We start from the raw sequence: 26,606 nt of genomic DNA on the forward strand, positions 1-26,606 counted from the left end.
ATAAATTTTATTTTCCATTTTCTAAAGCTTTAACTCTAAGTAACTTAATAGCCATATGCAAATCATTATTACAATCAGTTAAAACTTTATTAGCTTCAGTTTCAGATATTTCGAATGCATCAACAAGAGCATTAATATTTTCTTCACAATCATCTTCTGTATTACCAACTAATGCTTCGGATAATTCTTTTTTCAAAGTTAAATATTCATCTGGACTCATGTTAATATTTCGCAATACCATATCTCTTAAAGGACAAGGTTTAGATGTTTTACAACACCAAACTAATGAACCAAAACAAGTTCCAGCACCTTCGCCCAATCTAGTGTTTTTAGCGAAATCTTCTTTAATTTTTATATATTCTTGTGGTGTTATTCCTACTTCTCTTAAAGCATTCATCACAGGACATGGTTTAACTGGAGGACAGCAAAATGCTAATCCTCTAACATCTCCCCCTCGACATATATGTGATGGTGCGTCATCCCAACCCATATTATTACTCCTTAAATTTATTTTATTAAAATTTTATATTTAATTAGTTTTTCACTATTAAAAGAATGCCTAAAATTAAGACATAATTACATTTTAATTAGTATATCTATATAAAATTTAATTCTATATAAAACTAATATTTTTATTCTAATAATATGATTTTTAAAGTATATAATGTAAACGGTTTTATTTAAAAAAAATGTAAAAAAAGAATTAAAAGTATGATAAATTATTATTCGTCTTTTAACATGTCTTCTTTCTCTTTAACTGTTAATGATGAAACGATTTCTTCAGGTTTTCCAGTTTCTAAAACTTTTCCGCCTCTCATAAGAGTAGCACGATCACAAACATCTAATACGAAATCCATATCGTGGGATACTATTAAGAATGTTTGATCAAATTCATCTCTTGCTCGAAGAATAGAGTCAGTTACAATAACTCTTGTAATTGGATCCATAGTACCAGTTGGTTCATCTAAAATAATAATATTTGGCTCTTTAATAAGAACTTGTGCAAGTGCTACACGATGTTTTTCCCCTACACTTAATTCATCAGGATATTTTTCTAAAATATTTCCTGCAGTACTTTCATCAAATCCAACAGCAACAAGAACATGACTAGCTTTTATTTTTGCAAATTCTCCAGGTAAATCTAAACTTATAGCATCAGTTAAATTTCCAAGAATTGTTCTACTTGGATATAAGGAATATTCTTGGTGAAGTAATCCAATATAAGGAGTCACTCTTCCCCGATTAAATTGACCTGCCTTAGTCATATCAATCCAATCATCTCCAAGTTTAATGTTAATTTCACCACTACTTGGATCAGTTAAACCTAATATCATACGAGTAAGTGTTGTTTTTCCAGAACCACTTAATCCAACAATTCCAAATATTTCCCCATGGTTAACACTTAAATTAATGTTATCATCAGCTTTAACTACTCCTCTTTCAATAGAATAATAATATTTCTTAATATTTTTAATTTCTATTTCAGGACCACCATGTGCATGTTTTTCAACTTTTTTAGGTAAAGGAACAGTAGCTAAAAATTTATCAACAACTTCTTCAGGTTTTCCACATTCTTTAATTTCACCTTTTTCTAACCAAATAACTTTATCTGCTAAAGTATTAATTACTTCTGGCCAATGACTAGTAATAACCATAGTAATATTCTTATTTTTAATTTCTTTTTCAAGAGTATCATGTAAACGGTCAGCAGTTTGAGGATCTAATGTACCTGTAGGTTCATCAGCTAAAAATAAAGTTGGATTTTTCGCTAATTGTCTAGCTAAAACTACTCTTTGCTTTTCTCCTCCACTTAAATCACGAGCTACATGAGTTACACGGTGGCTCATTTGAACCATATCTAAGAGTTCTAAAGCTCTATAAATATTTTCTTCTAAATATTTACCTTCATCACCCATAGCTTTAAGAACATTATCGATTACAGTTTCTTCATCGTATAATGCGAAATTTCTTTGAAGCATTATAGCTATTCTTCTTTTAATAGCAGCAAATTCTAATCTTTCAGCATGCCAAAAGTCAATGGTTTTTTCTTCATATTCTCCACCACATGAACATTTTTTACCAATTTTAGAGGGTGCTTCAACATGCATACATTCTTTACACATTGCAACATGGAATATTATTTGACCTTCATCTGGTTCATATTCTTTTGTACCTCTTAACATACTGATTAAAACAGATTTTCCACTACCACTTCTACCTAATATTCCTAAAGTTTCTCCTTCATCAATTTCTAAGTTTATGTTTTTAAGAACGGGGACATCATTAAATGTTTTTCCTATGTTTTTAAATGTAATAAAAGACATTCGTTCACCTTTAATTTTTTTGTTCCTTTTTTTAATTTATTTTATAATGAATATTATTCCTTTTTTGATTAATAATCGTAAATTTATAAAATTCTTATATATTAGATTTTATATTTCTTATTTATAATATTTATTATCTTATTTTATAACAGATTTAATATTTTTAATTTAATTAATACATCTTCCACTACCATGCATAGGAGTTCCACATTTAGGGCATTTAGTATTTTTACAAGGTTCACCCTTAATTTTAGGGATTTCATATCCACATTTAGGACATTTACAAGAAGAAGGAGGAATTCCAATACCTCTACCTTCTCCTCCAAAAGATCTTCTTTTATTCAATGTATCATTTTTTAAGAGTATGATTTTATCAGATTTACATTCTGGACATTCAGTGTACTTTTTATTATTATTTTTCCATTCTAATCCACAATTTTGGCAATGGTAAACTTCATGTTCATCCATTTTTTTACACGTCCTATTTTTTTTACCTTAATCTTTTAGAACATTATTTGAAATTTTTTTTTATTCCTCTATTAATAATTCAATATCTTTAGATTTGCAATCTGGACATTCAGTGTACTTTTTATTATTGTTGTTCCATTGAAATCCACATTTTTTGCAATGATAAGTATTTGGTTCGTTAATATTATCAGTTTCAATTATATTGATTTTTCTCCCTTCAATTAAGGATTTAGCAATTTTTTTTCTAGCAGAATTCAGTATTCTATGGAAAGTTGACTGGGAGATGTTCATTAATTCTGCAGATTCTTTTTGATTAAAATTATGGTAATCCTTTAATCTAATTGCTTCATATTCATCAGCTACCATTTTTATAGCTGGTAAATTATTATTGTTTTGATTGAAGCACCTTTGTTCAGGATTTTTACTTATTTGACGTTTGATTTTTGGTCTAACCATAATTTTCAACCTTTATAATATAATTTTTTATTATATATTATGAATATATATTCATAACACCTTTATAAAACTTACTATAAACATAAATAAAAACAGAAAAAATTACAAAGATGATAAATCAAAATCTAATTTACCATTCATACAAGCCCTAGCTAAAGAAACACCATCAGCACCAGCACTAACCATATCCTCAGCACGCTCAAGTGAATTAATAGAATTATTACCAATCAAACAAATATCAGTTTCACCTGAAATTCTACGAATCAAATCCAAATCAGCATTAGCAACACCAGGATTCATAGCATCCACATGAAGAAAATCAGCACCAGATTCATCAACCAATTTAGCAATACTCAAAGTATCAACACCATTAACATTAGCACGAATCTTAACAGAAACCTTAGAACTAGCATTATCAACAACACTAACAATATAATCTGATAAATCAGAACGTTTTAACATACTTTGCCCACAACCAATACTAGTTAACTCTTTTTGTCTACAATGACAATTAATCTCAACAATATCAACAGAATCTAATTCACTAACTTTAATAACATTCTCAGGATTAACAGAACGAACATTACAAGAAATTAAAACATCAGAATTTTCACGAATCAACTCAGATTCATCTTTAATAAAAGAAAAAACATTAGACATTTCTAAATCAAACTCTTTCCTACCTCTAGAAATAATTTTTTTACCAGCATCAATAGAAGATTCATCAATATTAAAACCTCCTAAAGTAGCAACATTAAATCCATAAGGAATTAACTTTAATAAAAAATTTCCATCACTTATTCCAGCCATAGGAGCTATCACTTTTATCATAAAAAATCAATCTCTCATTTATAAAAAAATAATTTAAAAAAAAGGAAAATTCAATAAAAACTTAATAAAAAAAGAATAATTAAAAAAAAATGGATGGTTTTTAATATACGGAATTTCTTTTTTTATAGGTGAAATACATTAAATTTAAATAAATTTAATCTTTATATTCTTTTTCAACAATGTCAATCCATTTCTCATTGTTGCATTCACGAATATTTTCTAAACCAATATCTGCCATATAAGCAGCATCTTCAGCATTATTACCTTTTCCAATACCTGCTTTTAAACCAATACCGATCTCATCATATAATTCTTTTAAAGTTTCTTCAATTTCCTCAGCACTCATACCATTACATGGGCACATAAAGTTATCTCCACCAATAAAGAACACTAAACCGCCTTTTTTAATTAACTTACTCATTAAATAATGCTGTGCCTTATTAACCATAAAACTAGTATCAAAAGCAGACTCAATATCAGTTAAAGTTTCAGTCACACTATTAATATCCACATGGGCAACTTGAACATAATTTTCACTATTTTCAGCTAAAGAATCAACAGCTAAAATTTCCTTTCTTTCTTTTTGTTGAGCTCCACCTTTATTCTGTAAAGCAATTGTTGCTAATTTTTGAGCTTCATGAGGTGTTTCAGCAGCACCCACACCCATACTTATTGTAATTGGGTATCTATTACGAATAGATCTTTGAATTCTTAAATGATCTTCAGTATCTAAACCATTAGTAATGGCTAGCATATTATCAAATCTAGTAAAGAACACTAAACCTTTCTTCATAGCAAATTGTCTTTGCACATCAGCAAATAATTCAGATTGTAAAATTTGAAGGTCAGATTCATTACGTGGGCGAGGAGTAACTGTCCAAGGACCATAGTTATCAATTTGTATCAATGTCATTTGTATCATATAATTTCACCTATATTATTAATATATAGATTTTAACTAAATAGTATAAAAACTTTTCATTATATTTTAAATAAATTTAAAAAAAAATTTAAGTCTTTTTAAAGAAATTAAAAAATCAAATCTTTTTTAAACAATTTTTAGCTAAATTTTTTTTATCTTCCATAGTTTTCATAATAGTATTAGTCACTGTTACTTCTGGAATAATCTTTCCAATTTCACTCTTTAAATTCTCATCTTTTAAATCAATAACCATCTTATTAAGAAAACTTTTATAAATAGATGCAATACCATAAGAACTAGTTTCATAACCTAAAGCATTCATAAACTTATTTGCAGGACCACTAACCGCAGAACCACCAACAATAGGAGAAACCCCAACAACATAAGTACTTTTCAAAGCATCTATAACTCCATCTAACTTTAAAATAGGTAAAATACTAGTAATAGGATTAGATGGGCCTATAATCACAATATCTGAATTCTGTATAGTATTAATAATTTCAGGAGCAGGTTTAACATTACTATAAATCACATCTAAAACTTCAGGTTTCATCTGCTCTTTAATTAAAAAATCATGAAATTCCATTTCACCTTTATCAGTTAAAATTTTTATTTCAGAATCTTCATCACTCATAGGATAAACTTTAGATTTAATATTTAAACCTTTTCTTTGAATATCAACAGCTTCAGTTAAACTATAATCTTTTAATAATAATGTTTTTTGAATTTTAGTACTCCGATCTTTATCCCCAATTCTCAATAACTCAGGAGAACCTATTTCACTAAGACGTTCATTAGTTATAAAAGTATCATCCTTAATCCCATACCACAAATCTTCATTAATAATATCTGAAAGCGTATAAAGCACAGTATCAATATCTGCAGAAACATAAACTCCAGAAAAATAATCATTTTCAACAGTATTAACAATTATATTAATATCCTCAGCATCAACAATATTTTTCAAACCTTGAATTAATTTTGGAGTTCCTGTACCTCCAGAAAGTATAGTAATTATCATTTAAATAGCCTCTATAAAAAAAATAGTAAATATTTTTTTTTATTTAATATTTATAGTTTCAATCGCATTAACAGATTCTTCTCCACATTGAGGACATGGATGTAAATCATCAATTAAAAGAGCCATTTGATTATCACAATTAGGACAATTATTTTCTAATAAAATTTTTCTTCTATGTTGGAAACTTGTTTTATTAAAATCAAAAGTTAAAATCTTATTAAATTTTAAATCATTACCTATAAGATCAGGTATTAAATTATAAATTTCTTTTTCATTTAAATTAGTGTTATTAATTTCTGGAACATAAGTTTTAATAAAATTATCACAATTTTTACAGTATCCAACATATAGATATCCTGCTAATTCAGAATTATCCATTTTCTTAGAAGTCTTCATAGTTAAACTTTCTTCAACTATTTCATCTTTATCTTCATTTAAATAAAAAATCAATGATTTATCAGTAAATTTAAAACCACAATTTTCACATTCATATTTAACAATAGAACCCATTCTAGTTATTCTCCAATATCTATTTTATAGAATTTTTCTCGGTATGTATCATATAATGGAGGTAAAATCTCATTAAGTCTAGTATATTCTATAAAATAATGTTTACTTATTAAATAAGCAGTATCCTCATTAAGTAATCTTCTTTTTATTAATCTTGGAATATTATCTCCAATCCAAAAACGACTAATAATTTGAATACCTTCATCTTTCTCCTTAATTACATGAACCATTTTACTATGGCCAATTACTCCACCAATAGTACCTATGGTTGCACAAAAAACAGTACCAATATTATTATCTTTAAATAATGTTTTATCAAATCCAAATATCCATGGATTTTGAAATTTAATAGCTAATGTCACATTACCTTTACCAAAATCTTCTGTAACATGATGAGTGCATGGTTCAAAACCGTGAAATTTTCCTTTATATAATTTATCATCTAAATTAATAATACTTGAATGGTAACCAGGATACCATAATCTGTAATATGTACTACTTTGTGAGTACCACCAAAACCACCATTCAATCATATCAACTGTAAGATTCGGAAAGTTTAAGGTCATTGAAAGTAGATAAGTACCATCATCTAAGCATTTATAACCAGTTTCATTTTGAACATCTTCATTCAAAATTAATTGATTAATATTACTCTTAGATATTGTAGTGATATCTGAAGCTTTATTAATCTTTTGTCTAATTTCTTTACTTAACTTAGGTAATGGGATTTCAAACATTTGATCAATTACATTCTCAACCATAAACTCATCTTCTTAAAAATTTTATTCTTTATTTTCTAAATACATCATATTGTTTAGGTAATAATAAAGGATTAATATTACTGTCCTTATTTCTTAATAAATTAAAACCAGTAAATCCACGAACAATAACAACAGGTAAACCTTCATCAGCTTGCCCTTGGATTAATGATGCAGCTGCAGCTAATTCATCAGCTGTTGCAATTTCAGAAGATTTCAATTCTCTACCATATAAATCTTTTTCACCTTTTCGTTTCCAAAGAGGATTAATACCAGAACAACCTATAGCAGTTCCAATAGCACCAACACGGAAGGCTCTACCTTGAGTATCAGTAATAATAACAGCTAATTCTTTACCAGTAACATCTTCTAAGGCTTCTCTTAAATCTCTAGCAGACTTATCAGCATTTTTAGGCATTGGTGTAGCTAAACCTTCATCAACATTTGATTCATCAATTCCAGAATTAGCACACACAAAACCGTCCTTAGTCTCAGTTATAATAAAATCAGGACCAACCGCTACAACTTCTCTTGACTCTTGAATAATTGCTTCAACTAATTTAGAATCTTTTTGAGTTTTTTTAGCTATAATAATAGCATCATCAGATGGTAAAATATCTCCTAAATTTATAATATTACCCTCTGCCTTAGAAACCATAGTTTCAGCAATTAACAAAATATCACTATCTTCAAGTTCAATATTTTGTTCTTCTAAAGCTTTTAAAATTAATTTAGTTATATTATCCCCTTTTTTTACTAAAGGAATTCCTTCAAGTCCAATTAATTCGAGTGTCATGTTAATAAAATAATGTTTAATAATATAAAAATTTATTGTTTTATGAAAAAATTACATTTAAAAAGCTTAAAATTTAATTTAAAAAATAAAAAAATAAGTAAAAAATAAATAAATAAAAAAAATAGAAAAAAAATAAAAATTCTTATTAAAATTATGGAGTTAAAACAGAAATATCCCATTTTCCATCATACACACTAGCTGCAGATGTTACGGGTTTTTCAAATTCTTCAAATGCTCCACCATCAAATATTAGTTGAGCCGCTTCATCAGCATTTTCAGCACTGAATTTAACAATTTCAGGATTATTGCATTCATATGTAGATATAAATACAGCTTCACCAAAACCTACTTTTTCAACTAATAATTTCTCATCAGTAACAATTCCAACATAACACTCATAATCATTTTCACTACATGCACAATTAATTACAGCAGCAATTCTAGGAGTATTATAATCATCTTTCTCATAATCCATAGTTAACAGAGAGTAACCTAAAGCATCTTTAATACTCATTCCTAAACTAATTTTATCTGCAATAACATCAGTATGTGAACCATTAGAAACTATTGCAGTATCACCAACAATTTTAATACAATTATATGCAATATAAGTATTTTTAAATATATCGGTTTCAAAACCTTCTTTTGGAATTATTGCAGCTTCATCTTCACCTTTTTTAGCTTGTCTATTTGGAAAAGATCTACTAGAAACTCTATAAGCTACAAAAGGTTTACCATCTGTACTCATACCTACAGATAAAATTCTACCTAAATACATTTTTTATCAACCTCAAAAAAAAATATTATAAAAAAAAATTTATTTAACCCGTTTCAGGGCTACGAACTGCCTTATTAGGATCCATACCCGATGGTATCTTAATCGTAATCGATTTATCTTGAGGGTTAATATCTATTCTACCCTGATCCATAACTTGAGCTTGAACACCAATAGCATTATCCTTAATTTGGTCAGACATATCAATACCATTAACAGTAACTTTTTGCAAACCAGCTACAGGAATCATATAATATTCATTATTCCCTGAACTATCAGTTATATTTGGTTTACCTGTACCTCCGTTGTCTTGATGGCTCACATCAGCAGCACCAAAACTACTAGTTACAACTATAAAAATTAATAAAGTAAATAAAATGTCTATAAATGGCACTAATTTGATTTCAGGCTCATCATTTTTAAGTTTTTCTTTATGTTTCTTAATATCAATTGCCATTTTATTTTCCTCATATACATAAAAAAATTTGAAAAACTAAAAAGAATTGAAAATAAATTCTCCCAAGCTTTTAAAATTTCATAAATTCATTGTTTAAGTTTACTTTCAGTTATTTCAGATTTAACATCACATTTTTCCAAAATAATATTACTAATACTTTTTTCTAGCATACTAGGTTTAAATGAAATTTGGACATTAGAATAAGGTTCTGAAATTTCTCTAACACTAACAATACCTTCAGCTTCTTGTAAAGCTTCAATAACACAAGGCATTTTTTCATAAACCCTAATTTTAACTACAGCATAACTCCAATTAGTCATTTTAGTAGCTAATTCAATTTTATCCATTTCTTCATCAATCAAACCTTTAATATAAGTATTTATTGGTATTAAAAGAATAGCTACAGCTAATCCTGCAATAGTTGTAATTAATGCAACATAGATTCCCTGAGCCATAGTAGTACTACTAACATTTACACCTAAACTTTTAAAAGTCATCCAAATACCTAAAACTGTACCAATCAATCCTAAAAAAGGAGCAATTTCAATAATAGTTTTAAGAGTACTAAGATTCTTAGTCATTTTACTAACTTCAACAATAAAAATCTGTTCCATACTTTCTTCGACTTCGGTTTTATTTTTATAACCGATTTTTAAAGCTTCGGATATAATTCTAGATACTGGATTCTTGTAATGGCTAATATTTTTAAGAGCTTCAATAGCTCCACCTTTTTCCATAGAAACAGTTACAGTACCCATAATTTCAGTAGCATCAACTTTACTAATACGTCTTAAATAGAATACTTTCTGTAATGAAATTAATAAACCCCAAATACCTAAAAAAGTAATAATGTAGGTAATAATTCCACCATCTTGAAACATTTCAATAATACCATTAATACCGCCAGTTAATGCTTCAATCAACATGTTTTCCTCTTTAATTATTTTATAAAATTATGTATAAAAATTATTAAATAATATAATAAAAAATATTCACTTAATAATAACTGTAGTTTTATTTAAAGTAATATATATTTATTTTTAAAAAAATTAAAAAAAAGTAAAAGAAAAATTTTAAAAAAATTAATTAAATATTAAACAAATCATTTAAAGATTCACTCATAGTAGGATGGGTGAAAACTTGATTTTTAAGTAAAGTATAATCTAAATCTAAATCCATAGCTAATTTAATAATATTAATCACTTCAAAAGATTCCTCACAAATTAACTCAGCACCTAAAATCTTATTAGAATCCTCATCAATAATAGCTTTTAATAAGCCAACAGGATTTTTAAGAACTTGTGCCTTAGGAATACCTGCAGCAGGCATTTTAGATATTTTTACATTAAAACCTTTATCAATAGCTTCTTTTTCAGTTAAACCAACTCTAGAAAAACAAGGATCAATAAAAACACTAAATGGAACATTCTTACGATTAGATAAATTATAATCCATTTTACCTTCAAGTTGATTTTTCACAATACGGAAATCATCAAGAGATATATAAGTAAATTGAAGACCACCTACAACATCACCCATAGCCCAAATATTAGGAGTAGATGTTTGTAAATTATCATCTGTTTTAACCGCACCACGTTTAGTAGTTTCAACACCTGCAAGATCTAGATTCAACCCTACAGTATTAGCTTTTCTACCAGTAGCAATTAAAACAGCATCAGCACAAAAACTATTCTTAACATCATCAATAGTATAATTAATCACAGCTTCATCATCTTTATTAATAATAGATTCGATTTCAGCATTAAAAATAATATCAATACCTTTATTCTTAAAAATAGATTCAATCTCATCTGCAACATCTCTATCGTCACGTTTTAAAAACAAAGGTCCATGTTGAATAATAGTAACTTTAGATCCAAAATTTGAATACATAGAAGCAAATTCTAAACCAATATATCCACCACCAACAATAACTAATCTTTCTGGAAACTCATCAAGATCCATTAAGCTATCACTGAAATAAACATAAGGATTATTATCTATCCCTTCAATAGGAGGTTTTACAGAACTAGATCCTGTATTAATAAAGATTCTATCTCCTTCAATATTAAAAGTTTCATCATTGGTTTTTATTTGTACCTGATTTTCATTTATAAAACTTCCAAAACCATTAAAAACAGTAATATTTTCATTTTTATCTAACATATTAAAGTTTTTTTCACGAAGCATACCAGTTAATCTTCTTTTTTCAAGAATTGCTTCTTTATAAAACTTCTTTTTTTCATCTAAATTTAAATCTTTACCTTTTAATTTTAAACTACTAGTCACTAAAGATTTTGATGGAATACAACCAACATTAATACAAGTTCCACCATACATTTGGTCTGATTTTTCAATCATCGCAACACTTTCACCTTTAGAACCTAAATATGCTGAAAGTGTTTTACCACCTTTTCCAAATCCAATAACAATATTTTGAAAATGTTTCATTATATATTCACCTCAAAAATAAATTCATATTCAATAATTTAATTAGTGATTTAATAATATTTATCTTTATTTAAAATGTTGTAATAAAAAATATTGTTTAGGAAAATAACGAATAATTTAAAAAAAAGTATGTAATTAAAGAAGTTAAAAATTTAATATCTAACACTTCTCATTTTTTGTACAGTATTCCAACTTTTACGTACAAAATAAGGCATTTCATCATATGTAAAATTAGTTAAAAAATCTTTAGTTTTAGGATCACTAGGGTAACCTGAACCAATCCCACCCATTTGAATATAATCTTCATTAATATCTTTAATAATTTTATCCCTAGTACATTTAGCTATAATTGAAGCTGCAGCTACTTGATAATAATTATCATCTGCTTTATGTTCTGCTGTAATATTATCACATTCAACTATGCTTTTAATTTCATTTTCTAATCGTTTAGGTTTAACATCTAATGAATCTATAATAACAGCATCTGGTTTCAAATTTTCAATAATTTTAATCATAGCAATTTTTTCAATTTCATTTAAATTCACATCTTTAGATCGTAAATTATCAATATCCATTGCAGTTATCTCAACAGTTTCATACTCAAACATTTTCACTAATTTACGAGCAAGAGTAGTTCTTCTTTTAGGAGTTAATTTTTTAGAATCCTTAACACCCATTCGTTCTAATATTTTTGTTTTTTCTTCAGGAATCACAATACCTGCTACTATCATAGGGCCTAATACAGGGCCTCTTCCAGCTTCATCTAATCCTAGAATATTCATAATTATCTATAACCAAACATTTAAACAAAATTTTTTCTAAAAAATAAAAATTATTATTATTTTTTTAAGATTTATATAAAGAATTTAAAAAATAGTTAAAAAAAAATTTGTTTATTCATTAAAAGATTATGTTTTATATATCTTTCAATGAATTCAAATTTCTTTTATTGAGTTTTTCCCGTGTTTATAGGAGAAATTTATCTCATAGCTTTAAGACGTACTTCTGGTTCTAAAGCTAATGGTTCTGCAGCTACGATTGCAGTTCCTTTTGCAACAACAGTCATTGGGTCATCGGATATTTTGATTGGTATTTCTACTTCATCAAATATTCTTTCTTTAACTCCACGTAATCTGGAAGTTCCACCTACAGCAACAGTATTTGAATAGATTCCCATCATTAATTCAGGAGGTAATCTTTCTAATATGAGTTGTAATCCATTCATTACTTCAATCATTATTGGTTCAGCTGCATCTGCAACTAACATTGAATCAATAACTACTTTTTTAGGTCTGTTAGTATCCATTGCTTTTCCAATGATTTCCACACTTAAGTTTTCCATTTCTTCACTACAATGAACCATACCAACTTCAATTTTTGCAGCTTCAGCATCATGGATACTTATTGCAACATTGAATTTTTCTGCAACTAATTCAACAATTCTTGCATCAATATCGTCTCCACCCCAACGGACGGTTTCAATATCATTAATTCCTCCAAGAGAAATAACAACTAAATCACTTGAACCAGCACCAATATCAATAACCATTGTTCCATTAGGTTCTGCTATAGGTAATCCTGCACCTATTGCTGCAGCTAATCCTTCACTGATAACTAAAACATATTCTGCTCCTGCTTTTCTACCAATTTCTTCAGCAGCATTTTTTTCTACTTCAGATGAATCTCCTGGAATTCCAATAACGATTCTTCCAACACTTTCACCATCTTTAATACCAATTTCCATGGCTTTAATTAATAAAGCTTGAGCTTGAGCTATATTTTCAATAACTCCTTTTTTTAATGGTCTTACTGCGGTAATATCTTCAGGAGTTCTGCCTAACATTCTTTTTGCTTCTTCTCCTACAGATAAAACTGCTGTTGGATCATCTTTTTTAACAGCAACAACGGAAGGGATTTGATATAAATCAAATTTGTCTCCAGATGGTTTTGCAATCACTGTATTTAAAGTTCCTAAATCTATTCCTAAGCTATTTTTAACTATTGTTTTTTTTGGTTCTGATTCTTGTACCTCGGTATCTCCAAAAATACTCACGGTTATTCCTCCATAATGTCTTTAAAGTCTATAACAAAAATTTTATTTGATGTAGCGATTTTTTGAATTTTAGCGACATCCTCTGTATGTTCAATTGAAATGAGAATTGTATTTAACACTGCTTCATCCATATTGAATAGAGGAGTTACGATATTCTGTAAAAATTTGGGTATATCTTTTGAAATATTTAATTCAGTTTCTATAAACCCTGTAGTTTGATCTTCTAATAAAATTGAAATGGGTGCATTTTCTCTTCCAGTATCATTAACAAATTTTTTTATTCTATCTTCAGGACCTACTAATGTCATTAAATTTTCTTCATTTTCAATATAGTAAGGGGCAATTACAATAGATGCGCTGCCTTTTTCTTTGGATATTTTGCTGATTTCTCTAATTTTATAGGAATCTCCTTTTAAAATTATAAAATCAAATTTTTTATTAATTTTACCTTCAGTAAATGAGATATGTTCTCTAAATAGAATTTTAACAGTTTTTTTAGATGCAATTGCTGTGTATACTATGTCATTAACTAGTTTATCATTTCCAGCTATAACACACCATACTTTTTCAACATCTTCTTCAGATGAAACTTTTGCAGCTTGTCTGAGAATCTGAATTTTATCTTCTATCATTATATACACATCATAAAACATTCTTTTTCGAATGCTAACCCTATTAAATTAAGCATATTTTATTTATTTAAAAATATAAGGTTATACTAATTTTTTAAATATGTTACACTATTTTTAGGCAATATAACAAATTCTAAACGATTTAATAAAAATTAAATTTATAGTGCTAACATTTAATAATTATCTATATTTTACTAATATTTATATTTAATATATTAATATATAAAAAAAGTTTTAAAAATTTAATTTAATTAAAAAAATTTCTACATTATATATATTATTAAGTTACATTACTATATAAAATTTTAAAAAAATTTTTATAAAAGTTTAAAGAAATCTGTGTATATAAAAAACTTAAATAATATTTTAAAAAAAGGGTAGGGTTATATAATTACTCTAGAGGTTAAAAGATAAAATGCAATTACAAGAAACTGGAATTTTTAATTTTATCAGAATACCTGATTTAATTTCATCATTAAATATGATATTCGGATTTTTAGGAATTTTAATGGCAATAAATAATTATTTCTCATTATCAGCATTTTTTATTATCATTGCAATAATTTTTGATAGTGTTGATGGATGGGTTGCAAGAAAATTAGGTTTTCATGATGATTTAGGATTTGGTAAAAATATAGATTCTCTAGCAGACATAGTTTCATTTGGTGTTGCTCCAGCAGTACTATTATACACATTAGGAATGAAACTAGCACCAAATCTTGAAGTTTTAACAATTATAATATGTTTATACATGGTACTATGCGGAGTTTTAAGATTAGCACGGTTCAATGTAATTGGAGATAAAATTGAATATAAAGGATTTATAGGTTTCCCCATACCAGGAATTGCATTATTACTAACAGCATTATATTTAACAGGATTATTCAACATATGGATTGCATATATTTTAATGATTATTGTTGCTACATTAATGGTAAGTAATTTCAAATATCCAAAAGTGGATAATTATCCTATAATCGCAATTGCAGTAATATTAATAATCTTAACACCCTTAAAATTAGCATTATTCAATATTAATATCCCTGCATTAATTTTATTCATAATTGTATTAATCTATTTAATAATATTTCTTTATTATAATCTAAGTAACACAATAGAATAATTAAATGGGATAAATTTCTAAAAAAGGAATCATTAAACAAATGTTAAATAATAAATTAGATATTAAAACATTAATCGTTATCATAGCATTAATCATCCTTGCTATGTATGCATTTACAGAGGTAACTTATTTTTCTTCAAAAATAGTTATAGAAAGAAATATAGAATCTCCAGTATTAACAATTCCACAATTAGGTGTTCAAGAAAAAATTAATAATGTTTCTATATCTCAAGGAGTCTATAAAGAAGAACAATCTAACACTCCAACTCATGGTGAAGTAATATTATTTGGACATAGGACACTTCAAGGTTCACCATTCTTAAGGTTAAATGAATTAAAACCTGGAGACATTATCACTTTAGATTGGCCTGGTATAGGTGAAGCAAACTATACTGTAAATTCAACAAAAATAGTTCCAGCATCATATAAGATGCAAGTCAGCAATACTTTGCAAAAAATAGATTTAATAACATGTAATCCTATTGGATCAACAAGTGAAAGATTAATAGTCTCAGGAGATTTAACAAGTGTAGGTGAATTAAATCATACAATATTAAAAGAAAATCCACAAAAAGATTATGGATTGTATATATGTATAATATTTTTAGCATTAGGATTATTATTCACATATTTCTATCCTAAAGAATATCGTATGATTATATTAATTCTTATATTAATTTTATCTGCAATATTATTTTATTATAATTTCTTTCCCATATCTTCACAGATTATGGCTAATAAATTAGGATGGTTAAATAGTTTTTATAATTTCTAAAAAATGTATGTTTTAATAAAAAAAAGGAGAATAAACATAATGGATGTAAATGAAGAATATTTTAATAATATAACCACTAGAGAAAGAGCAATATTTGAAGGGGCAATCACAATGGGTGCATTATTCCACCAATTTGTAGGAACTCCTATAAGTAAAGCAACAGCACCTAGTTTAGAAAATGCAATCAAACAATCATTAGAATTACAACCTGCTATAGAAAAAATAGATGTTAAAATAGATTTATCAAAATTAGATGAATCAATGACAGATTTTGATTATACTACACTTAATGGTGACATGTTAGACATTAAAGTATACTCTAAAATTGAGGATATTTTAGCAGTAATCCGTATTGAATTTATAGAGGAATTAAACTATCCTTTAATGTATGTTGAAGATATATTTGAATAAAAGTATAAATAATCAATAAAATACTAAATATAACAAATTAAAATACTTATTAAAATAAAAATTCACTTCTTTTCAATTCTTTTTTTTTAATAAATTTTATTAATTATTAAATCTATATAATAAAGTGTTTGTCTAATTAATAAATCAATATTAGTTAGAAATTTAAAAAAAATTCTTATAAGATTAAATTAAGATAATTAAAAAAAAATTTATTTCAGGACGATTTTATGATATATATAAACTCAAAATTATGTAAAGGATGTGACATTTGCATAATTACATGCCCTAAAGATGTTTTTGAGAAATCTAAAGAAAAAAACTCAAAAGATGTTTATTTACCTTTCCCAAAAAATGAAGAAAAATGTAATGTATGTGGCTTATGTGAACTTTCATGTCCAGATCAAGCAATTGCTGTAGATAAAAAGGAGGACTAAAATGTCTCAAGAATATTTCTTATTAGGAAATGAAGCCTGTGCTAAAGGTGCAATCTACGCAGGATGCCGATTCTTTGCAGGATACCCAATAACTCCTTCAACAGAAATAGCAGAAGCATTAGCAAGAGAATTACCTAAAGTGGATGGTGCATTTGTACAAATGGAAGATGAAATAGCATCAGCAGGAGCACTAGTTGGAGCATCATGGAGTGGTGTTAAATCAATGACAGCAACATCAGGACCAGGAATCTCATTAATGCAAGAAAACATTGGTTATGCATTCATTACAGAAACTCCAATTGTAATCATAAATGTGCAAAGAGGTTCACCTTCCACAGGTCAACCAACAATGTCTAGTCAATCAGATATGATGCAAGTAAGATGGGGATCACATGGAGATTATGAACCAATCGCATTAGCACCATCATCAGTACAAGAATTCTTTGACTTCACAATAGAAGCATTCAATTTAGCTGAAAAATACAGATGCCCAGTATTTGTAATGTCAGATGAAGCAGTAGGACACATGAGAGAAAAAATGTCAATACCTGATGATATTAATGTTCAAACTCGCCAAATGCCTGAAGAACCTCCAGAAGATTACCTACCATTTAAAGCTCCAAAAAACGGCACACCAAAAATGCCAGCATTTGGAGATGGATATAACGTAGCAATTACCGGATTAACACATGATGAAAGAGGATACCCAGATACAAATAATCCAAAAACACACTCACAACTTGTAAAAAGATTATGTAATAAAATATTAAAAAACCGAGAAGATATTGTATCTTTTAAAGAAGAAGATTGTGATGATGCTGATTTAGTAGTAATAACTTATGGTTCACCATACAGATCTGCAAAAACAGCAGTTAATCAAGCAAGAGAAGAAGGTCTTAAAGTAGGTTCATTAAAAATCAACACACCATGGCCTTTCCCAGATGAAGAGCTTGAAAAAATAGCAAAACAAGCAGATGATTTATTAGTACTTGAACAAAATCTCGGACAAATGGTCCATGAAGTAGAAAGAGTAGCTAAATCTGATGCAAATGTTCATTTATTTGGAAAAATTGGAGGAGAACTCCACAAACCTGATGAAATCTTAACAAAGATTAAAGAAATCAAGGGGGTATAAATAATGGTTGAAGAAAAACAAAGTCCATTTTTAAAATATTTAAGAGAAGATAGACTTCCTCACATATTCTGTCCAGGCTGTGGTAATGGTATGGTTATGAATGCTTTCTTTAAAGCATTAGAAGGTACTGATATTGATTTTGAAAATATTGCTATGGTTTCAGGAATCGGATGTTCATCTAGAATACCAGGTTATGTGAAATGTGATTCATTACACACAACACATGGAAGAGCATTACCATTTGCTACAGGATTAAAAGTAGGAAATCCAGATTTAGATGTTATAGTATTCACTGGTGATGGGGATGGTGCATCCATAGGAGGAAACCATTTAATTCATGCTGCAAGACGTAATATTAACTTAACTGTAATTTGTGTTAATAATAATATTTATGGAATGACTGGAGGACAAATCAGTCCAACCTCACCAAAAGGAAGTTATGGAACTACAGCACCTTACGGTTCTAAAGATGTTCCATTTAACTTATCCGAATTAGTAGTTGCTGCAGGAGCATCTTATGTAGCTAGATGGACATCAACAAATCCTCTCCAATTAGTTAATTCAATTAAAAAAGGATTAAATACTAATGGATTTGCATTCATTGAAGTAGTTACACAATGTCCAACATACTATGGAAGAAAAAATAAAATGAAAACTGCAACTGCAATGTTTGAATACTTAAAAGAAAATAGTATAAATAAAAGAAAAGCAGACAAAATGGATCCTGAAGAAATTGAAGATAAAATCATCATTGGAGAATTTATCAATAGACAAGAACCTGAATTCACAGATAATGTTCAAGAATTAGATGAAGAAACTTCTAAAAAACCATATAAAAAACGAACAGCATATGAGGAGTTATGATTAATATGAGAACCGAAATAAGAATTGCTGGATTTGGTGGTCAAGGAGTTATAATGGCTGGAATCATTGTAGGTAAAGCAGCAGCATTATACGATAATATAAATGCAGTTCAAACACAATCATATGGTCCTGAAGCTAGAGGAGGAGCATCAAAAACTGAAGTTGTAATTAGTGATGATGAAATTTATTATCCTAAAGTTCAAGAACCAGATATCCTTGTTGCAATGTCACATACTGCTTTAATAAAATATTTGGATGATTTAAAAGATAATGGAATATTAATTATAGATCCCGATATGGTTGAAGAAAATGATCCTGTACTTGTAAAATTTATCAAAGACCATAATATAAAATTATTCAAAGCACCTGCAACAGAAACAGCTGTTAATGATATAGGTTTAAGAGTCGTTGCGAATATTGTTATGGTTGGTGCGATAGTTAAAGCTACAAAAATAATTTCTAAAGATGCTGCATTAAAAGCTATATTATCTAGTGTTCCTAAGGGAACTGAAAAGAAAAACCAAGATGCATTCGAAGCAGGATATAATCTGATTTAATTTAAATAAATAGTATAAATAAATAAATAATTTATTGGGGAATAATCATGAAATTTTATGAAAATAATGCAAAAAAAATCTTTAAAAAGGAAGGTATTCAAATTTTAGATGGAGAAGTTGCATATTCTCCTCAAGAAGCTATGGCTATTACTACCGAATTTGGAGTTCCAGTTGCAGTTAAATCACAAGTTTTAACTGGAGGAAGAGGTAAAGCTGGAGGTATTAAATTTGCAGATACTCCGGGTGAAGCTTTCGAGAAAGCTACTGAACTTTTAGGTTCTAAAATTAAAGATGAAACAGTTAATCATTTATTAATTGAAAAAAAAGCAGATATTATTAAAGAATTCTTTTTATCCATTACTATAGATAGAGCTAATAAAAAACCTATTATAATGGTCAGTGCTGAAGGTGGAATGGAAATAGAAGAATTAGCAAAAACTAATCCTGAAAAAATTATTAAATATCATGTTGACCCTTTAAGAGAATTTTTCCCATTTGAAGCTCGTGAAATTGCAATTAAAATGGGTGTTGATTCTAAATATATTCAAGGAATTGGTAATGTAATTTGGGAACTTTATCAAGTATTCGATAAATATGATGCTCATACTGCTGAAATTAATCCTTTAGCCTTAACTCCAGAAGGTTTTATTGCTGCTGATGCTAAATTAGAAATAGAAAATGATGCTTTATTCCGTCATAAAGATGTTATGGAAGAATTAAACTTCCAAAAGAAAGAATTTGCTTTTGTTACTCTTGATGGGGATATTGCAGTATTAGGTAATGGTGCAGGTTTAACTTTAACTGGAATGGACATGATTAAACTTGCAGGTGGTGAACCTGCTACTTTCTTAGATATTGGTGGAGGATCATCTGAAAGTACTATTAAAAAAGCGTTAAGTTTAGTTTTAACTTACCCTCCTGTGAAAGTAGTATTTTTAAATGTTTTAGGAGGTATTACTCGGGCTGATGATGTTGCTAAAGGTGTAGTGGATGCTATTAAAGCAACTAATAAAGAAGTTCATATTGTAATACGTTTAACTGGTACTAATGAGAAAGAAGGTCAAAAGATTTTAGATGATGCTGGAATTCCATATGAAACAAGTATGGAAAAAGCTGCTAAAAAGGCTGTTGAAATCTGTAATTCCCTTAAAGATTAAAAAAATTTTATATTAAATTTTTTTTAATTTTCACTATTTTTTAAATATTTTTTTTATTTTAATAATACAACTCTACTTATCTCAGAGTCATTAATTATTTTTTGACCTGTGTATTGACAAATTTCTTCTGCAAAGTCTTTTACTTCTTGGAATGTTGGCATATTTTCAAGTGTTAATCTTTCTCTTGAATATCCCACACACATATATGCTTTTATTTCTACATAAGTTGGGTTTGCTTTTTCTAAAAGTTTCCCATAATCTTCTGCTTTAACCATATTTTTTCCCTTAACACATGTTGTCCGTATACATGTTCTACTATCATAACTATTTAAAAAGTTAAGGGTTTCATTTAAACGATTCCAACCATCATTTATTTGAGGGTTACAAACATCTTTATAAATTTTCTCATCAGGTGCATCTAAGGAAATGTATAATTGTGTAGGTTCATTTTCTAACTCTTCCAATTTTTTAGGATTCATCCCATTACTAACAAGAAAAGTGTTAAAATCTCGACGATTAAACTCACCAATTAACTCATCAATTTCAGGATAAAAAGTAGGTTCACCTGCTAAAGAAATAGCAGCATTAGTAGGTTTCTTACTTTCCTCTAATTTCTTTTTATCTGCTTTATCATTACCCCAAAAACCACATAAAAGTTTAGTCTGAGCAGCAATAGCCTCATCAATAATAGTCTTAGGATCATCATAATCCCCATCCCATTCAGTTTCAGTTAAAGACAAATCCCTCCAACAAAAACTACACTTCTGATTACAAAAAGGAACTGCAGGAGAAAATTGAAGACAACGATGACTTTCAATACCATAAAACTTCTCTTTATAACAAACTCCCTCATTCAAAATACTTTTTTTCTGCCAATGGCAAATCTTGGCTGCAGAATGACCATGTTCACCTACAAAACGATAACCACTATACTCTAATTTTTCTTGTTGTTTTTTAGTTAATGACATAATAAAAACCATAAATTTTTAAAAATATACCTAATTAAAATTAATTATAAATATAATTATACATAATATTATTTATTATATACGTTTAGAATTCTTTAAAAAGATTATTTTCTAAAAAAAATTCAAGGAATTCAAAAATTAAAAAATTTTTATGGGGTAATTAAATTTGTCTAAAAATGATAAACCTATTGTAATATTAAATTATAAAACTTATTTAGAATCTAGTGGAGACAAAGCATTATCATTAGCAAAAGACTTAGAAAGTGCTTATGATGAAACAGGAATACCAATGATAGCATCACCACAAGCAATAGATATAACAAAAATAAAAGATGAAACAAGCATACCAGTTTATGCACAACATATAGATCCAATAAAACCAGGTGGAAACACAGGATCAAATCTATTAGAATCATTTTTAGCTAATGGCATAGATGGAACATTACTAAATCATTCAGAAAAAAGAATGAAATTAGCAGATATAGAATCTTTAGTTACTAAAGCAAAAGAATCAAACCTAAAAACATGTGTATGCTCAAACAATGTTGCAACAAGTGAAGCAATAGCAACACTCTCACCAACATATGTAGCAGTAGAACCTCCAGAATTAATAGGAACAGGAATACCAGTATCTAAAGCAGAACCTGAAATCATCACAGGAACCGTAGATAAAGTAAAAAATATTAACAAAAATGTTAAAGTTTTATGTGGCGCAGGAATATCAACAGGAGAAGATATGAAAGCAGCTATAGAACTTGGAGCAGAAGGAGTTCTTTTAGCTAGTGGAATAATAAAAGCTAAAAATCCAAAAGAAGCATTACTGGATTTAGTAAGTAAAATATAATAGGAGTAAAATAGTTAGGTAGGGAAAAATAATATGTCAATTAACTTTAATACATTAGATGATTTTGAAATAGAAGGAAAAACAGTTCTTATAAGAATTGATATAAACTCACCTGTAGACCCCTCATCTGGAACAATTTTAGATGACACTCGAGAAAAATTACATTCCGAAACATTAAAAGAATTATCAAACAAAGGTGCAAAAACAGTTATTCTAGCCCACCAAAGCAGACCAGGAAAAACTGATTTCACAACTCTAAAACAACATGCTGAAGTATTAACAGATATATTAAGTATACATGTGAAATATGTAGACTCAATATTTTCAGTTAGAGCAAAAAAAGCAATTAGAGATTTAAAAGATGGTGAATTACTCCTTCTTGAAAATGCAAGATTTTTCTCAGAAGAAACACTTCAAAGAACTCCAGAAGAACAATCAAAATCAATAATGGTAAAAGAATTATCCCCACTTATAGATTTATTTATAAACGATGCATTTGCAGCAGCACACAGATCACAAGTTTCACTTGTAGGATTCACTAAAAAGGTTCCTTCAGCAGCAGGTAGAGTAATGGAAAAAGAATTAAAAATACTCACCGAAGCATTAGATAATGTTAAAAAACCATGTGTATTTGTTCTCGGAGGAATGAAAGCAGACGACTCCATAATGGTAATGGAAAATGTATTAAGAAATGGAACTGCAGATACCGTTATAACTTCTGGTATAATAGCAAATATTTTATTATGGGCAGCTGGAATCGATATTAATGATGTTAATAAAGATTTCATTAAAAATAAAGGTTACTATAATATGGTGGATAAATCAAAACAACTACTTAAAGAATTCCCCAATCAAATAGTATATCCAAAAGATGTAGCTGTAAATGTTGATGGAGAAAGAGAAGACTTACCTATTAACCAAATAACAAATCATTCAATCTTTGATATAGGTAAAGAAACAATTAAAGAATATGCAAAAATAATTAGAGATGCAAAAACAATATTTGCTAATGGTCCAGCAGGGGTCTTTGAAAATCCGAAATTTGCAATAGGCACTGAAGATATAATAAATTCCATAGCAATATCTAAAGGTTATAGTATAATTGGTGGAGGACATATTGCTGCAGCTACTACTAGTTTAGGATATGAAGATAAAATGGATCATGTAAGTAGTGGTGGTGGAGCTTGTATAAGTTTACTTGCAGGAAAAAAATTACCAGCAGTTAAAGCTTTAGAAGATTCTGCAAAAAATTTTGAAAAATAAAATTAAATTTTAAATATTATTATAATCTCTTTTTTTTTATTTTATAGCATCAAATTCCTTTTTTAAATTTTCACTAGTAAATTCAGGATCTTTACTTTCCATAATTGCTGAGACAACACAAATCCCTTCAATATTTGTACCTTTAAAATCTTTAACATTAGATTCATTAACTCCACCTATAACAACAACTGGAATATTTACAGAATCTGCAATATTTTTCAAATCTTGAAGACTTATATGTGGAGCATTAGGTTTTGTTGGAGATGGAAAAACAGCACCAGATCCAATATAATCGGCACCATCATTTTCAGCTTTTTTAGCTTGTTCTACAGTTTGAGCTGAAACACCAAGTAACATATCCGGTCCAATTACTTTTCTAACTTCAGCAGCATCAATATCTGTTTGGCCTACATGAACTCCATCAGCTTCTAAATCCATTGCTATAGCTACATTATTATCAATAATAAATGGAATATTATATTTTTTAGCTATTTTTTGAACTTTTTTACCTATTTCTAAAAATTCAGTTAAAGGTAATTCTTTTTCACGAACTTGAAGCATTGTAATGCCACCTTTAGCTGCTTTTTCAATAATGTTTAAAAATTCATCTTCAGTTTTATTTTTATTATTAGTTACTAAGTATAAACTATAATCAATATCTTTATCCATATTTAATCGTTTCCTATTATTTTTTTAGAATATTTCTTTAATTTTTGCTTCTTTCTTTAAATCTTCTGGAGAAGTTTTGTATAAATAATCTATAAGCATAGTTCTAAAACTACCAGTACCTAAATTATTTTCTTTAACATATTCACTAGCTTTTTCTCCAGCAATTCCCATATGGGCTGTTGCAGCTATTGCTCCAATGAATGGGTTGTTTACACTTTCATAGACACCAACTATCATACTTAACATACAGCCACTACCAGTGATTAATGACATCATTTCATCACCATTACTTATACTATAAGTTTGTTCTCCATTTGATATTAAATCTATTGGTCCACTTGCGACTATAATAATGTTTAAGTTTTTAGCTATCTTTTTAACTATTGCAGCATTTTCTTTGAGATTTTTTTCATTAATTAAATCATTATCATTAGCATCTACTCCAACTGCTCCGGTTGTGCTGTCTTTGGTTATTTCCATTAAATCTCCAATAGCTCTTATTTCAGACATGTTTCCCTTAATACATGTGATATTATGATTTTTTATTAAGTATTTAATTATGTTTTTTCTGTTTTCTGTAACACTTATTCCTACTGGATCTATTATTACAGGGGTATTGTTTTCATCAGTTCTTTTGCATGATTCTTTTATTATTTTGATGGACATTCTGTTTAATTTTCCAATGTTTATTACAAAGGATTGTGCTATTGCTGCAAAATCTGCACCATCTTCATCGTCATCAAACATTGCTGCAGTTCCCCCTACTGCTAACATTGCATTAGTACAATCATTTATGGTTACATTATTTGTTAATCCCACTGTTAATGGTTTTTCACTCTTTACAGTTTCTAAAGCTTTTAGTATTTCATTGGTTATGGTTTTAGCTTTTTCTTTCATTGTTATCATCATTTTAAAAATTTTCTTAGGAAATATTATTTTTGTTATTATAACTTAAATAATTTGTCATGAATATTCATGATAGATTATTATTTTTTTCAAATAACCGAAAAGTATTTAAAGGAAAATAAACTAACAACTTAATGTTGAATATTTTATTTATGGTGCCTCGGTGGCTCAGTCTGGTAGAGCGCGAGACTTGTAATCTCGTGGTCGTGGGTTCAATTCCCACCCGGGGCTTGATAAATATATTATCTAATAAAAAAATATTATCTATTTGGATAAATTATTTTTCACAATTTTTAATTAATTTTCAACATAAATTTTATTAAATTGAATCAAATAAGAGTTATATTTATAAGTAATGAAAACATAATATATTATATCTTGGGACCGTAGGGTAGCTTGGTCGATCCTTTGGGCTTTGGGAGCCTGAGACTCCGGTTCAAATCCGGGCGGTCCCATCAAATGTCTACCCGCCTTAGCTCAATTTGGCAGAGCGTTGGACTGTAGATCCAAATGTTGCTGGTTCAAGTCCGGCAGGCGGGATTTCATATTTGTATTGGTGAAAAGGATAAAATTTAATCCTATTCTATCTTAAATATTTTGTTTAAGAGTTGAAATAATTATTTTTATTTTAAAAAAATAATTAAAAAACAATACCTTTATATATATGTAAAATCTATATTGTAATAATGGGCAAAATTTAAGATTTTGTTCATGTTTTGTATTATTTGCCCTGGTGGTGTAGGGGCTATCATGTGGGCCTGTCGAGCCCGCGACTTGGGTTCAAATCCCGGCCAGGGCGTTTAAATATTTAAGCCTATTATAGAGTGCATATGCCTATTCAAAAGGACATAAAAAACTTATAATTTTAAATATTAAAACCTACATTTAAATACTACAAAAACGTAAATACTATTAGTATTAATATAACAATTATTTTCATTTGTAATCAAGGGCCCGTAGCTCAGTCTGGCAGAGCGCTTGGCTTTTAACCAAGCGGCCGCGGGTTCAATTCCCGTCGGGCCCGTTCTAATTTTTTACATACTTTA

General features: G+C 28.3%; 30 protein-coding genes and 5 tRNA genes. 15 read left to right on the forward strand and 20 right to left on the reverse strand.

The features are described 5' to 3' along the window. Positions 1 to 7 precede the first annotated feature (7 nt). The 17 genes from ACA135_RS01455 to ACA135_RS01535 all read right to left on the reverse strand — a co-directional run bounded on the left by ACA135_RS01455 (position 8) and on the right by ACA135_RS01535 (position 14,454). Complete coding sequence (locus tag ACA135_RS01455; RefSeq protein ID WP_409198545.1) at positions 8 to 490, reverse strand: methanogenesis marker 9 domain-containing protein; 483 nt, start codon at positions 488 to 490, stop codon at positions 8 to 10. A gap of 232 nt (positions 491 to 722) precedes the next feature. Then, a complete protein-coding gene (gene atwA / locus ACA135_RS01460) occupies positions 723 to 2,324 on the reverse strand; it encodes a methyl coenzyme M reductase system, component A2 (RefSeq protein WP_409198546.1) in 1,602 nt (533 codons plus the stop codon). Positions 2,325 to 2,492: 168 nt separating this feature from the next. Then, entirely contained in the window at positions 2,493 to 2,792 is a 300-nt protein-coding gene (locus ACA135_RS01465) for a hypothetical protein (protein ID WP_409198547.1), read from the reverse strand. Between the two features lie 60 nt (positions 2,793 to 2,852). After that, complete coding sequence (locus tag ACA135_RS01470; RefSeq protein WP_409198548.1) at positions 2,853 to 3,248, reverse strand: DUF134 domain-containing protein; 396 nt, start codon at positions 3,246 to 3,248, stop codon at positions 2,853 to 2,855. A 102-nt stretch (positions 3,249 to 3,350) separates the two neighbouring features. After that, positions 3,351 to 4,058: an MJ0144 family RNA dihydrouridine synthase-like protein gene (locus ACA135_RS01475; protein WP_409199062.1), complete on the reverse strand. Its 708-nt coding sequence runs from the start codon at positions 4,056 to 4,058 to the stop codon at positions 3,351 to 3,353. 175 nt (positions 4,059 to 4,233) lie between these two features. After that, positions 4,234 to 5,001 carry a GTP cyclohydrolase III gene (locus ACA135_RS01480; protein ID WP_409198549.1) on the reverse strand — a complete coding sequence of 256 codons (768 nt, stop codon included), beginning with the start codon at positions 4,999 to 5,001 and terminating at the stop codon, positions 4,234 to 4,236. A 115-nt stretch (positions 5,002 to 5,116) separates the two neighbouring features. Next, positions 5,117 to 6,019: a 2-phospho-L-lactate transferase gene (cofD, locus tag ACA135_RS01485; protein WP_409199063.1), complete on the reverse strand. Its 903-nt coding sequence runs from the start codon at positions 6,017 to 6,019 to the stop codon at positions 5,117 to 5,119. 42 nt (positions 6,020 to 6,061) lie between these two features. Next, on the reverse strand, positions 6,062 to 6,532 hold the full coding sequence (locus ACA135_RS01490; RefSeq protein ID WP_409198550.1) for a hypothetical protein: 471 nt from the start codon (positions 6,530 to 6,532) through the stop codon (positions 6,062 to 6,064). Between the two features lie 5 nt (positions 6,533 to 6,537). Beyond that, positions 6,538 to 7,293: a DAPG hydrolase family protein gene (locus ACA135_RS01495; protein WP_409198551.1), complete on the reverse strand. Its 756-nt coding sequence runs from the start codon at positions 7,291 to 7,293 to the stop codon at positions 6,538 to 6,540. Between the two features lie 28 nt (positions 7,294 to 7,321). Next, positions 7,322 to 8,086, reverse strand: coding sequence for a coenzyme F420-0:L-glutamate ligase (locus ACA135_RS01500; RefSeq protein ID WP_409198552.1), 765 nt, complete (start codon positions 8,084 to 8,086; stop codon positions 7,322 to 7,324). Between the two features lie 151 nt (positions 8,087 to 8,237). Beyond that, entirely contained in the window at positions 8,238 to 8,864 is a 627-nt protein-coding gene (locus tag ACA135_RS01505; protein ID WP_409198553.1) for an IMP cyclohydrolase, read from the reverse strand. Positions 8,865 to 8,907: 43 nt separating this feature from the next. Then, positions 8,908 to 9,318: an ExbD/TolR family protein gene (locus ACA135_RS01510; protein ID WP_409198554.1), complete on the reverse strand. Its 411-nt coding sequence runs from the start codon at positions 9,316 to 9,318 to the stop codon at positions 8,908 to 8,910. An 86-nt stretch (positions 9,319 to 9,404) separates the two neighbouring features. Beyond that, complete coding sequence (locus tag ACA135_RS01515; RefSeq protein ID WP_409198555.1) at positions 9,405 to 10,244, reverse strand: MotA/TolQ/ExbB proton channel family protein; 840 nt, start codon at positions 10,242 to 10,244, stop codon at positions 9,405 to 9,407. Between the two features lie 160 nt (positions 10,245 to 10,404). Next, on the reverse strand, positions 10,405 to 11,769 hold the full coding sequence (locus tag ACA135_RS01520) for an FAD-dependent oxidoreductase (protein ID WP_409198556.1): 1,365 nt from the start codon (positions 11,767 to 11,769) through the stop codon (positions 10,405 to 10,407). A 152-nt stretch (positions 11,770 to 11,921) separates the two neighbouring features. Continuing rightward, positions 11,922 to 12,551 (reverse strand): ribonuclease HII, encoded by a 630-nt coding sequence (gene rnhB, locus ACA135_RS01525; protein ID WP_409198557.1) that lies wholly within the window; start codon positions 12,549 to 12,551, stop codon positions 11,922 to 11,924. Positions 12,552 to 12,748: 197 nt separating this feature from the next. Next, on the reverse strand, positions 12,749 to 13,822 hold the full coding sequence (locus ACA135_RS01530; RefSeq protein WP_409198558.1) for a rod shape-determining protein: 1,074 nt from the start codon (positions 13,820 to 13,822) through the stop codon (positions 12,749 to 12,751). A 2-nt stretch (positions 13,823 to 13,824) separates the two neighbouring features. Then, the gene (locus tag ACA135_RS01535) at positions 13,825 to 14,454 is read right to left on the reverse strand and encodes a hypothetical protein (RefSeq protein ID WP_409199064.1); all 630 of its coding nucleotides are present in this window, start codon (positions 14,452 to 14,454) and stop codon (positions 13,825 to 13,827) included. Positions 14,455 to 14,869: 415 nt separating this feature from the next. Here ACA135_RS01535 and ACA135_RS01540 point away from each other — a divergent pair, with 415 nt between their 5' ends. The 8 genes from ACA135_RS01540 to sucC all read left to right on the forward strand — a co-directional run bounded on the left by ACA135_RS01540 (position 14,870) and on the right by sucC (position 20,910). Beyond that, complete coding sequence (locus tag ACA135_RS01540; RefSeq protein WP_409198559.1) at positions 14,870 to 15,577, forward strand: archaetidylserine synthase; 708 nt, start codon at positions 14,870 to 14,872, stop codon at positions 15,575 to 15,577. A gap of 40 nt (positions 15,578 to 15,617) precedes the next feature. After that, positions 15,618 to 16,352, forward strand: a complete 735-nt coding sequence (locus ACA135_RS01545; protein WP_409198560.1) for a class E sortase — start codon at positions 15,618 to 15,620, stop codon at positions 16,350 to 16,352. 39 nt (positions 16,353 to 16,391) lie between these two features. Then, positions 16,392 to 16,763, forward strand: a complete 372-nt coding sequence (locus ACA135_RS01550; protein ID WP_409198561.1) for a dihydroneopterin aldolase family protein — start codon at positions 16,392 to 16,394, stop codon at positions 16,761 to 16,763. Between the two features lie 227 nt (positions 16,764 to 16,990). Next, a complete protein-coding gene (locus ACA135_RS01555) occupies positions 16,991 to 17,197 on the forward strand; it encodes a ferredoxin family protein (RefSeq protein WP_409198562.1) in 207 nt (68 codons plus the stop codon). Between the two features lies 1 nt (position 17,198). Further along, positions 17,199 to 18,332: a 2-oxoacid:acceptor oxidoreductase subunit alpha gene (locus ACA135_RS01560; protein WP_409198563.1), complete on the forward strand. Its 1,134-nt coding sequence runs from the start codon at positions 17,199 to 17,201 to the stop codon at positions 18,330 to 18,332. Between the two features lie 3 nt (positions 18,333 to 18,335). Continuing rightward, positions 18,336 to 19,196: a 2-oxoacid:ferredoxin oxidoreductase subunit beta gene (locus ACA135_RS01565; protein WP_409198564.1), complete on the forward strand. Its 861-nt coding sequence runs from the start codon at positions 18,336 to 18,338 to the stop codon at positions 19,194 to 19,196. A 5-nt stretch (positions 19,197 to 19,201) separates the two neighbouring features. Next, positions 19,202 to 19,753: a 2-oxoacid:ferredoxin oxidoreductase subunit gamma gene (locus tag ACA135_RS01570; RefSeq protein WP_409198565.1), complete on the forward strand. Its 552-nt coding sequence runs from the start codon at positions 19,202 to 19,204 to the stop codon at positions 19,751 to 19,753. A 47-nt stretch (positions 19,754 to 19,800) separates the two neighbouring features. After that, complete coding sequence (gene sucC / locus ACA135_RS01575) at positions 19,801 to 20,910, forward strand: ADP-forming succinate--CoA ligase subunit beta (RefSeq protein ID WP_409198566.1); 1,110 nt, start codon at positions 19,801 to 19,803, stop codon at positions 20,908 to 20,910. A gap of 53 nt (positions 20,911 to 20,963) precedes the next feature. Here sucC and twy1 read toward each other — a convergent pair whose 3' ends face one another. Beyond that, complete coding sequence (gene twy1 / locus ACA135_RS01580; protein ID WP_409198567.1) at positions 20,964 to 21,878, reverse strand: 4-demethylwyosine synthase TYW1; 915 nt, start codon at positions 21,876 to 21,878, stop codon at positions 20,964 to 20,966. Positions 21,879 to 22,044: 166 nt separating this feature from the next. On the opposite strand from twy1, the gene tpiA reads away from it, so the two are divergent. Continuing rightward, on the forward strand, positions 22,045 to 22,722 hold the full coding sequence (gene tpiA, locus ACA135_RS01585; protein WP_409198568.1) for a triose-phosphate isomerase: 678 nt from the start codon (positions 22,045 to 22,047) through the stop codon (positions 22,720 to 22,722). Positions 22,723 to 22,755: 33 nt separating this feature from the next. Beyond that, positions 22,756 to 23,985 carry a phosphoglycerate kinase gene (locus ACA135_RS01590; RefSeq protein ID WP_409198569.1) on the forward strand — a complete coding sequence of 410 codons (1,230 nt, stop codon included), beginning with the start codon at positions 22,756 to 22,758 and terminating at the stop codon, positions 23,983 to 23,985. Positions 23,986 to 24,021: 36 nt separating this feature from the next. Here ACA135_RS01590 and thiE read toward each other — a convergent pair whose 3' ends face one another. Both thiE and thiM read right to left on the reverse strand, forming a co-directional pair. Beyond that, positions 24,022 to 24,654 carry a thiamine phosphate synthase gene (gene thiE, locus ACA135_RS01595; protein WP_409198570.1) on the reverse strand — a complete coding sequence of 211 codons (633 nt, stop codon included), beginning with the start codon at positions 24,652 to 24,654 and terminating at the stop codon, positions 24,022 to 24,024. A 24-nt stretch (positions 24,655 to 24,678) separates the two neighbouring features. After that, a complete protein-coding gene (gene thiM, locus ACA135_RS01600; protein ID WP_409198571.1) occupies positions 24,679 to 25,563 on the reverse strand; it encodes a hydroxyethylthiazole kinase in 885 nt (294 codons plus the stop codon). A 154-nt stretch (positions 25,564 to 25,717) separates the two neighbouring features. Between thiM and ACA135_RS01605 the strand changes: the two genes are divergently transcribed. The 5 genes from ACA135_RS01605 to ACA135_RS01625 all read left to right on the forward strand — a co-directional run bounded on the left by ACA135_RS01605 (position 25,718) and on the right by ACA135_RS01625 (position 26,584). Further along, positions 25,718 to 25,791: transfer RNA gene (locus tag ACA135_RS01605), tRNA-Thr, on the forward strand. A gap of 149 nt (positions 25,792 to 25,940) precedes the next feature. Next, positions 25,941 to 26,015: transfer RNA gene (locus ACA135_RS01610), tRNA-Pro, on the forward strand. Between the two features lie 11 nt (positions 26,016 to 26,026). After that, positions 26,027 to 26,100: transfer RNA gene (locus tag ACA135_RS01615), tRNA-Tyr, on the forward strand. Between the two features lie 187 nt (positions 26,101 to 26,287). After that, a tRNA-Asp gene (locus ACA135_RS01620) sits at positions 26,288 to 26,359 on the forward strand. Between the two features lie 151 nt (positions 26,360 to 26,510). Then, a tRNA-Lys gene (locus tag ACA135_RS01625) sits at positions 26,511 to 26,584 on the forward strand. Positions 26,585 to 26,606: the final 22 nt, after the last annotated feature.

The organism is Methanobrevibacter acididurans (assembly GCF_046197875.1).
Lineage (GTDB): Archaea > Methanobacteriota > Methanobacteria > Methanobacteriales > Methanobacteriaceae > Methanobrevibacter_A > Methanobrevibacter_A acididurans.